The sequence below is a fragment of the Microcoleus sp. Z1_B2 genome (assembly GCF_036700325.1).
In the GTDB taxonomy this organism is placed as follows: Bacteria; Cyanobacteriota; Cyanobacteriia; order Cyanobacteriales; family Microcoleaceae; genus Microcoleus.
Window position 1 is genome coordinate 1 of the sequence record NZ_JAUBOQ010000091.1, and the last position, 10,156, is coordinate 10,156.

At 43.7% G+C, this 10,156-nt stretch carries 8 protein-coding genes; 1 reads left to right on the forward strand and 7 read right to left on the reverse strand.

Annotated features, from left to right (window positions below; translation table 11 throughout):
* Positions 1-237 precede the first annotated feature (237 nt).
* Positions 238-525, forward strand: coding sequence for a hypothetical protein (locus QT984_RS29185; RefSeq protein WP_333058548.1), 288 nt, complete (start codon positions 238-240; stop codon positions 523-525).
* 123 nt (positions 526-648) lie between these two features.
* Here QT984_RS29185 and QT984_RS29190 read toward each other — a convergent pair whose 3' ends face one another.
* From QT984_RS29190 to QT984_RS29220, 7 genes are all read right to left on the reverse strand, one after another.
* Positions 649-948, reverse strand: a complete 300-nt coding sequence (locus tag QT984_RS29190; RefSeq protein ID WP_333209759.1) for a hypothetical protein — start codon at positions 946-948, stop codon at positions 649-651.
* A 13-nt stretch (positions 949-961) separates the two neighbouring features.
* On the reverse strand, positions 962-4,648 hold the full coding sequence (locus QT984_RS29195) for a S8 family serine peptidase (protein ID WP_333375532.1): 3,687 nt from the start codon (positions 4,646-4,648) through the stop codon (positions 962-964).
* A gap of 142 nt (positions 4,649-4,790) precedes the next feature.
* A complete protein-coding gene (locus tag QT984_RS29200; protein ID WP_333058546.1) occupies positions 4,791-5,549 on the reverse strand; it encodes a hypothetical protein in 759 nt (252 codons plus the stop codon).
* On the reverse strand, positions 5,522-6,958 hold the full coding sequence (locus QT984_RS29205) for a hypothetical protein (protein ID WP_333058545.1): 1,437 nt from the start codon (positions 6,956-6,958) through the stop codon (positions 5,522-5,524). The genes QT984_RS29200 and QT984_RS29205 overlap by 28 nt, the downstream gene beginning before the upstream one ends.
* A gap of 622 nt (positions 6,959-7,580) precedes the next feature.
* Positions 7,581-8,042 carry a hypothetical protein gene (locus QT984_RS29210; RefSeq protein ID WP_333058544.1) on the reverse strand — a complete coding sequence of 154 codons (462 nt, stop codon included), beginning with the start codon at positions 8,040-8,042 and terminating at the stop codon, positions 7,581-7,583.
* A 150-nt stretch (positions 8,043-8,192) separates the two neighbouring features.
* The gene (locus QT984_RS29215) at positions 8,193-8,654 is read right to left on the reverse strand and encodes a Coagulation factor 5/8 type-like protein (protein WP_333058543.1); all 462 of its coding nucleotides are present in this window, start codon (positions 8,652-8,654) and stop codon (positions 8,193-8,195) included.
* Positions 8,655-8,694: 40 nt separating this feature from the next.
* On the reverse strand, positions 8,695-10,156 hold a 1,462-nt coding region (locus QT984_RS29220; RefSeq protein WP_333058541.1), incomplete at its 5' end, for a hypothetical protein.

Below are 10,156 nucleotides of genomic sequence, written 5' to 3' on the forward strand. Positions count from 1 at the left end.
TAAGAATTGTTTTATAAAAAACAAATCATGCACAAATATGATTTTCTGTCAACTTAATTTAGATGCGTTTACCCTGGGCGTATTGTCGATCGCCCACCATTTAGAAATAGACGAGATCCCCTAATCTAAAAAAGTACGAGATCCCCTAATCTAGAAAAGTGCGAGATCCCGCAATCTAAAAAAGTACGATCGCCGATAATTGAGAAAAGTACGATCGCCCACCCGGTCGATCGCGCGGTGGATAAACAAGGACGAGATCCCGTTAATTCGATCGCCCGCAGAATCAATGGCCGATCGCCGGAAACAGAAAAATTACCTAAAAACGGGCGATCGACTCAAAGGAAGTTGTGCCCGGTGTGCGATCGCCCGACTCAGCTCAAACTATCGATAATAATTCGAGCGCACAAAATGACTAGCCCGCCCCGGTCGATCGACTCAGAGGAAATTGTACGGGCGATGTGCGATCGTCCGAGGGGTGTAAAACTATCAACAATCATTCGATCGCACAAAACAACTAGCTTGTAAAGTTGATCGACTCAAAGGAAATTGTACCCGGTGTGCGATCGCCCGGAGGGTGTAAAACTATTGATAATCATTCGATCGAACAAAACTAATCGCCCGCCACGTCGATTATTTGAGCTTGTCATATTATCCCTCTTTTAGTGGGACAATCGTCTCCGCTACAGCTCTTAATATTGAGGCGAGGCGATCGAAATCAACATATGTGGGGATATGTTCTTCGGATATAACTTTTTGCAGGCTTTTCCAATCATCTATCAGTGAACCTACATCTAGACTAACATCAGTTTCAAAGTTTGTCCATTCATCAGACGAAACTATCCAATAGTAATCTATATCATTAATATCTAATGATAGAATGCCCTCTTGTTCCATTTTATTCATGAGTTTATCAAACAATATCCGTAGTTCACCAACCGTCACATTCATCGATTTATCCTCTCTATCTGCGATTAAGTTCTTGTTCTATTTTGATTAACTCATCTCTTTGCTTCTTGATTTGTTTTTGAAGTGCATTAATACGCCCCTGTATAATTTGTTGCCTTATTTGTGGATTTGGTGCGTTTTTAAGCCTGCCATCGTTATCATAAGCATCGGGATTTGCTATGTAGTCATTGAGCTTTTTCTCGTGTTCTTGGATTAGGTCTTGATAGGAGTTTCGGGCTTTCTCCAATTGAGGTGTTGTCATCTTTTGGTAAAGTTGACTCCCTGTACCGCCTGTTCCTTGAGAATATAATACTCCAAGTTCCTGAACTATATTTCTTACACCAGCGGCCAACGTAGTTGTTCCGTGTAGTCCCAAAGCTGCACCTGCTACTATGGCCGGAGCACCTCCGATGCAAGTGAATCCTGCTATACATAAAAATCCACCTCCAGCGGCAGCACCACCGCCTGCTATGATTTCCAAAATTCCTGTGACAATTGCTGCCCCATCTCCTAACCGTTGTCCCCACCAAAAATAATTGTAGTCGGGAAGCCCTTTAAGCCCTCGTTCCACATCTTGTTCCTGTCCATCCCAGTAAGGGTTGAAGACCTGGAATAACCATTTAGTTGAATCTCCGATATTACGTAGATACTGATATACTGCGCCAGCAACAAACATCCCAAGAGGTCTAAAAAAATTCAACAATTGTTGAATAACTTCTGCCAGTGCAGAACGTTTGTTTTCAGGTAATTTTCCACCAGGAGCACCAGAACCACCAGACGGATTATTAGCTAAATAATCATTCCCACTCTCACCTGAAGGGGAATCAGAACCACTACTACCAAAAACCTTTTTAAACTCAGGCTCTTTAATCAGAATAACACTCGGTAGCCGCCAAATATCATCACTAGGCTTGGGAGGCTTCTGAAAATCCACCGGCACCTGTTGTTTCGGCGCCTTATTCAACCGCGGCGCCTCCCCAAATTCAGGCAAATTATTCGTCTGCGTCCCAGTTCCTTCTGGGTCAAATGACCCCCCCGTCACCTCATATTCACCCGGCAAATACTCGCCATCTTCCCAACTAGACTTCGACCAACTTTCACTCCAACTATTCCTCCCATCATCATACTCAGTCCCGCTGCGAGTCCAACTCCAACTGCTGCCATTACTCGTATAGACACCCCCTTTCGTCACCGATTCTGAGTCGTAACCGCTCACAGTTTCCGTCCAACTGTAACCTTCCTTAAAATAATACTTGCTGTAACTTGAACTCCAGCTAGAATACTTGGACACCGAACTAGCTACGCCGTTACTATCGTAAGTGCTTTCGCTCGACCATTTCTCGTAAGTCGAACTGCCATTTTCAGTTCTTTGGCCATCTTTATAAATGGTAACTGTCTGTGAATTCCAAGTACGGGAGGTGTCGCTACTGTTAGATGAGGTGGAATTGTTGCCCTCGGTGCTGCTGTTACTTTTGGTAGCGGTTATTGTCGATTCGTCGCTGTTACTTTGAGTAGTATAAGTATCAGCATTATACTCGCTCTCCCACTGAGCATGATTTTCTGAATAATTTTCAAGCTCGGAATTATAACTAACTTTCCCCTCACTGTTGCTGCTGGAAGAATTAGATTTGCTGAGAGAATAAGTATCCCGATTGTGGCTGCTAGTTGACGGCCCGTTTTTGTAACTTTGCGTATCATTCCCTTGACTGATAGAATAATTGTTATTGCGGTTGTTGTGCCAGTATGAGGGGCCGTTGCTGCTGTTGGTTTCTTGAGATTGATTGACGGTGTAAGTGTCTCGATTGCTGGTATTTTTTGACTGACCGTCATCGTAACTGCTGTGATAATTACTATTGGCTTCTGAATAAGTATCGCGGCTGTTGCTGCCGACTGTTTTGCCGTCTGTTGTAGTGTTGCCCCAAGTTGAATTGATTACTGAATAGTTGTCGATGCTGTTGCCATTTTTGTAAAAACCGCTGCTACTGCTACTCTCATAGTTCGAGCGATTTACTTGGCTTTCTTCCCCGCTGTGAGTGTTGATGGAACTATTACCATTGCTGCTATTCGTCCAATCGGCTTTGCCTTGAATTTGAGTTGAACTGTTGTTGAGAGAACTTCCGGTGCTGCTAGTATAGTGAGTGTTTGAAGTTGATTTTGAACCCCAATCGTCTTGGCGGTTGCCGTTATTCATTGCATAGTCGGTTCCGTATTGACTGTCTGATTGGGAAAAACTGTTTCGGTAACTGTCGGCAGTGGTGTTTGTGGTTTGTTCGGGACTGGTATAATTGCTAGAATAGCGGGATTTTTGAAGGTATGAGCTTTGGTCGTTGCGAGTGCCTTCGTATTTAACTCGGCTGTAGTTTTGCTGCGATTGATTTGTGTTTTCGACTGAGTTTTGGGAAAAGTTTTTGCTGGTGTAGGTAGCAGCGTTTGTGCTGGAATCGCTGGTGGATTGGTTAAAAGAGTTGCTCTTGCTGTTGGTGTTGAGTGTGCTTTTATCCCAGCTTGATTCGGTGTTTGAGAAGTGGCTGTTGGTTTGAGTGTTTGTGGTGGTTGTACCGTGGGAACTACTGGTAGAGGTGGTTGTATGTGGCGCTAGTTCTGTGGTATAAGAGCTAGTGCCAGAGTTGTAGTCTCCGGTTGAGGTGCTGGTAGTTTTTGGTGTGCCTGGGGCGTTGGTTGCGGTCGGTCTTTCTGAGGGTTTGGCTGTACTATTCGGAGAGTTACTGACATTTGCATCGGCATCAATCAGCGATTTTGTCAATTGTTTGGTGGCTGCTAATACTGGTATTGCGGGGATTGTTTCTGTGGCGGTAGCAATTGCTAATTCGCGATTTAATATTCCGTATCCTGTCCTTTCGTCCCATGAGGGTACGTCGATGTCTGTTGCTGTTTTTAGGAGGATGTTTTTGATTTGTTGGCGGTTCAGGGATGGGTTGGCTGCCCACATTTGGGAGATGGTATTTGTGACGAAGGCTGCTGCTATTGATGTGCCTTGTTTTGTTTCGGTTGTTGACTGTTCTGCGGTTTTTTGAGTGTTTGTTGGTGCTAGGATATCTAAACCGCCTCCGTAGCTGGAATAGGCGCTGCGGTTGTTGTTTTCGGATGCGCCGACGGTGATGATGTTGTCGAATTCTGTTGAGGCTTGTCCGAGGGCAGAGATGAGAGTTCCTTCATTACCGGCCGCTGCTACAATCAGGATGTTGTTGTCCTGAGCGTATTTAAGTGCTGATTTTTCTTCTGGTGTGAGTTGGTAGCGTGTGGTTTGTGTGCCGTCGGGGTTGATTTGGGTTAAGTCGAAGCTGAGGTTGATGAGGGCGTTGGGTTGTTTGGCGGCGATTGCTGCGTTTACAAATTCTATCAGGGATTGATGCCAGTTGCCGCTGCCTGTTGCTCGTCCCAACCAAATCGGAGTCGATTTTTGGGTGGGGTTTTGATTGTCTGTGGTGGCGATAATTTCTAAAATTGTGTCGCCGTGTTGGTTTCCTTGGTTTGGTTGGAGTAGGGGGTTGTTGTCGCCCTCGATTAAGTCTTTGCCGAGGCTGATTTTGCTGTAGTTGATGTGGGGATTGTTGGTGGTGAATCCGGTGTCGATGATGCCGATTAATGGTTGGTTTTTTTGGGGGAGGTTGGGGGTTGTTTCTGGTTGGGTTTCTGTGTCGGTGGTTGTGTATTTAAAGTTCGAGATCCCGAAGCCGAAAATTCACTAAAAACGGGCTCTCGACTCACAGGAAATTCTACCCGGTGTGCGATCGCCCGAGTCAGGTCAAACTATTGACAATAATTCGAGCGCACAAAACTAATCGCCTATCAAGTCCATAGCACAAAAGGAATTTGAGATCCAATCACCAAGGCATAACCCATTGCTCATTGAGTAAAGCATAGGTTGATAGAGTCAGATCGAGCGGATCAGAAATAGTCGGAAATACTTCCAGAATCCGTTCAAACCAGATCCGGGAATCGAAATTAGTTTGTCTCGATAACTCAATCAGCATAGCGGTTACGTAGGGACCTGTGGAACTGATTAAATCTGCATAGTGAGCAAATACAGATTCATCTATTTGTACCTGTTGTGTGCGTAATGTTTGGAGCAGAAACATTCCCGATCCTATGGCGTTTTCTATATCCTTTTGTGTTAGCACTTTGTCCTTCAAAGGACGACTACCTAACAAGCGAATATACTCGGAGTTGTATATAAGTTTTAAAGGTTTGTTTTTTAATTCCTCCTCCCACGACCACGGTTCTGCTTCTGGATCTATTTCCAAAACTGTGAAACATCTGCGACCTGTTGTAAGAGCTGTTTCTAAACACCCAGCATCGATATCGGGATTGCCAGTGCGTGGTTCCATTTCCCACTGATTTAACAAATTACGTAAAAGCTCGGGTCGGGAAACAGAAAGAGCTAGAACCCTATCTTCTACTAAGCGGGTGGGCATAGCAATGAATGTGTCAAGGCGTAACTCATTAATTTCCAGACCGCGCAACGTCACACGAATACCTTCCTCATTTCCCGCAGCAGTTGCTAGCAGGTGCCAGCTCTTATCGATTCGTTGCGAACAAGCTTGCTTTAGTTGCTCTAGTAAGACAATTTTACTTCTATCCATCTTTGACCTCTAGCATTTGTATTTGTACTCCAACTCGTAGGTGTAGCACCCAATTCTCTGGCTGCATCTTTCAAAGTGTCACCCAAGACCGTATTTTCAACAGAAATGCCCTGGTCAATTGCTTCTTTGGTGGGAGCGTTCGTTACATTCGTCAATCTGATGGTTGATGGTCTATTTATTCCGTGAGTTCGTAAGGCATCTGCAATCATATTACCACCAATACGACGGGGAAAATCGCGTGGAAATATATCTGACACCTCGATAATGTTTGGATTAACTTCTTTGAAAGTCACCAACGGAGTACGTGGGTCGTTAGGTGAGGTGCTCCACTCTACCTGAGTATAGCCGTCATACGTTTGACTGCTCCTTATAGGTGGTTCATAGGGTCTACCTCCACTGTTCCTCTTACCTGATGAACTCTGAAAAACTACCCCCAGATTTTCAGCTATGTCGGCTAATATATTTGCTAATCCACGGGAAGCTGTACCAGAGCCATGTAGCGCTAGAGCGGTTCCTGCTACTATGGCAGGAGCACCTGCAATGCAGCCGAATCCTGTTACACATAAACTACTACCGCCACCAGCAGCCCCACTACCCCCTATTATCTCTAAAATCCCTGTGACAATTGCTGCCCCATCTCCAAAAGTTCGCCCTGCCTTAAAAGGCCAGGTTTGAGGAAGCCCACGCTCCACATCTTGTTCTAATCGGTTCCATCCAGGGCTCAAAACCTCCAGCAACCATGTAGCTGGTTCTCCATTATTACGCAACCATTGATAGACTGCGCCAGCAACAAACTCTCCAAGAGGTCTAAAAAAATTCAACAATTGTTGAATAACTTCTGCCAGTGCAGAACGTTTGTTTTCAGGTAATTTTCCACCAGGAGCACCAGAACCACCAGACGGATTATTAGCTAAATAATCATTCCCACTCCCACCTGAAGGCGCATCAACTTCATAACTAGCAAAGACATCTTTAAACTCAGGCTCCTTAACAATAAAAGTCGGCAACTGCCAAATATCATCACTAGGCTTCGGCAACTTCTGAAAATCAATCGGCACCTCTTGTTTCGGCGCCTTATTCAACCGCGGCGCCTCCCCAATTGAGGGCAAATCATTAACCTGCTCCCCCGTCCCCGAAGCATCGAACCCTCCCCCTGCTGACGAGGACTCAATCGTCGTATACTCCCCATCTTTCCAACTATATTTCGACCAACTTTCACTCCAACTATTCCTTCCATCATCCCATACTGTCCCGCTGCGAGTCCAACTCCAACTGCTGCCATTACTCGTATAGACACCCCCTTTCGTCACCGATTCTGAGTCGTAACCGCTCACAGTTTCCGTCCAACTGTAACCTTCCTTAAAATAATACTTGCTGTAACTTGAACTCCAGCTAGAATACTTGGACACCGAACTAGCTACGCCGTTACTATCGTAAGTGCTTTCGCTCGACCATTTCTCGTAAGTCGAACTGCCATTTTCAGTTCTTTGGCCATCTTTATAAGTTGTAACTGTCTGTGAATTCCAAGTACGGGAGGTGTCGCTACTGTTAGATGAGGTGGAATTGTTGCCCTCGGTGCTGCTGTTACTTTTGCTAGCGGTTATTGTCGATTCATCGCTGTTGCTTTGAGTAGTATAAGTATCAGCCTTATACTCGCTCTCCCACTGAGCATTATTTTCTGAATAATTTTCAAGCTCGGAATTAGAACTGACTTTGCCCTCACTGTTGCTGCTGGAAGAATTCGACTTACTGACAGAATAAGTATCCCGATTGTGGCTGCTAGTTGACGGCCCGTTTTTGTAGTTTTGGGTGTCATTGGTCTGAGTTACCGAGTAATTATTACCTCGATTGTTTTGCCAATATGATGGGCCGTTGCTGCCCGAAGTTTCCAGAGACTGATTGACGGTATATGTGTCTCTGTTGCTGGTATTTTTTGACTTGCCGTCATCGTAACTGCTGTTAGAGTTACTTTACTATTTGGTTCTGAATAAACATCCAATAACTCATCGAGATTTACTGAGGTTTTTATCATCAAATACCCAAATGCAAAATAAAGAATTCACCCTCAATTACCTGATTAGCATAATTGAGCAAAATCCGCAGTTTTTCAAGGAGCAAGTCTCGCTCAACTTCGATAGTGTAAACTTTGGGTGGAGTTGAAACCTTTCTGTCATTTTTTATAATTATCCCCCCATCAAGCTGAAATCTCTCAGGAGCTTTTGAAAATAAGCGATACCATGAATCGATTACGTGATAAAACATTTCCCCATCTTCTTGGTGAATAATTGTAATACCGTAAAGCGATAATCCCTTTGTTTTCTTTTTATAGGGAAGTGAAAGATGAGTACACGGTATCCACATTAAGGTATCATTCATGTACCGCATTATGTCATCGTGGATACTAACTTCAAACTCCTTTTCATAATAATTCATGCACTTTGCATAACTGACTTCTCCTTCTCTTAAGCAAAAAAATCTATGTTCTAGCGCCATATTTCAACAACCCTCTTTATTCTCTTAACACTTAATTCAATCAGCGGCCAGACCAAACTTCTCCAATCGTAACTGCTGTTAGAGTTACTTTACTATTTGGTTCTGAATAAACATCCAATAACTCATCGAGATTTACTGAGATTTTTATCATCAAATACCCAAATGCAAAATAAAGAATTCACCCTCAATTACCTGATTAGCATAATTGAGTAAAATCCGAAGCTTTTCAAGGAGCAAGTCTCGCTCAACTTCGATAGTGTGAACTTTTGGTGGACTAGAAACCGTTCTGTCAGCTTCTATAATTATTCCTCCATCAAGCTGAAATTTCTCAGGAGCTTTTGAAAATAAGCGATACCATGACTCGATCACATGATAAAACATTTCAACACCTTCTTGATTAATAATTGTATCACCGTAAAGCATTAATCCGTGAGCCTTCCTTCTATGTCTAACTGAAAGATGAGTACATGGTATCCACATTAGGGTATCATTCATGTAGCGCATTACATCATCGTGGATACTGACTTCAAACTTAATTTTGAAGTATTTCATGTACTCTGCATAACTCACTTCTCCTTCTCTTAAGCAGAAAAATCTATGTTCTAGCGCCATATTTCAACAACCCTCTTTATTCTCTTAACACTTGATTCAATCAGCGGCGAGGCCAAACTTTTCCAAAAGATATTATACCATATTCTCCTTGACCTAAATCTACTAAATCTATGTATCTATCTCCCAGTTCGTACCTAGAAACATTTGAGGTAGCTCCACTTATTCGGCGTATTTCGGTTCTATTATTATTCAGAACTACTTGTTTAAACTTCTCTGCTAGGTCAATATATTCCTGCACATTCGCTGCCTCTACTTCCGTACCATGATCCCTAAAATGGTTTTTTACAGAATTTTCTGCTGTAGTGGAACCACCTTGATGCCATGAACGAGTATCGATATACTCATACGCTGGATTCAAAAATTCTTCCAAGTCCCCTTCTGGAACATCATCCCAAGGATTATGACCGGAATTACTTTGAAGAACCTGAACAATCAGATTAGATAGATCCTGAGCGCTAACTCCCACTAAGCTGATCCCATGTGCTAGCGCTCCCAATCCTGCAGCAACCAGTGCGGGGTTTCCAGTTAAACCACCTCCAATACTACCACCAGTTCCCAACAAAATTTCCGCTATTCCTTGCAAAATTCCGATTAAATCAGCAGCACCTCTTCCTAACTGAGCTGCTTTACTCTTTTGTAAGAGTTTTTCCAGTTTGTCTCGTGCTTGTGCTCCTCCTGGTATCAGAAGGTCAGTGAAAGGTTGAAGTAAAGCCCCATTATTCTTGAGATAGTAGTAAAGAAGTGCGCCTAAAAATTCTAGAACAGCTTGCTTGCCTTGTTGAGATAGCTCTAACAACCTTTGGATAAATCTACGCAATTTTGCCAAAAATTTGTCCCAAGGGCTTTCGTTTTTAGGGCTACTTGCATTAAAATAGCCATCTCCATTAATCACTTTCTGAGACGTAAGCTCTTTGTAAATATCAGTTGGGAGCCAAAAAGTCTTATCTTCTGAAGCATTTTTAGATGCACCATCTTTAAAAATCACAGTCGGCAACTGCCAAATATCATCACTCGGCTTCGGAGGCTTCACTAAATCCGGTGGCACCTGTTGTTTCGGCGCCTTATTCAACCGCGGCGCTTCCCCAAATGAGGGCAAATTATTCGTCTGGGTCTGTGTTCCTTCTGGGTCAAATGACCCCCTCGTTACCTCATATTCACCCGGCAAATACTCGCCATCTTCCCAACTAGACTTCGACCAACTTTCACTCCAACTATTCCTGCCATCATCATACTCAGTCCCGCTGCGAGTCCAACTCCAACTGCTGCCATTACTCGTCGAAACACCCTCTTTCGTCACCGATTCCGAATCGTAACCGCTGACAGTTTCCGTCCAACTGTAACCTCCCTGAAAATCAGACTTGCCGTAACTTGAACTCCAGCTAGAATACTGGGACACCAAACTAGCTACGCCGTTACTATCGTAAGTGCTTTCGCTCGACCATTTCTCGTAACTCGAACTGCCATTTTCGCTTTTTTGGCCATCTTGATAAGTGATAACTGTC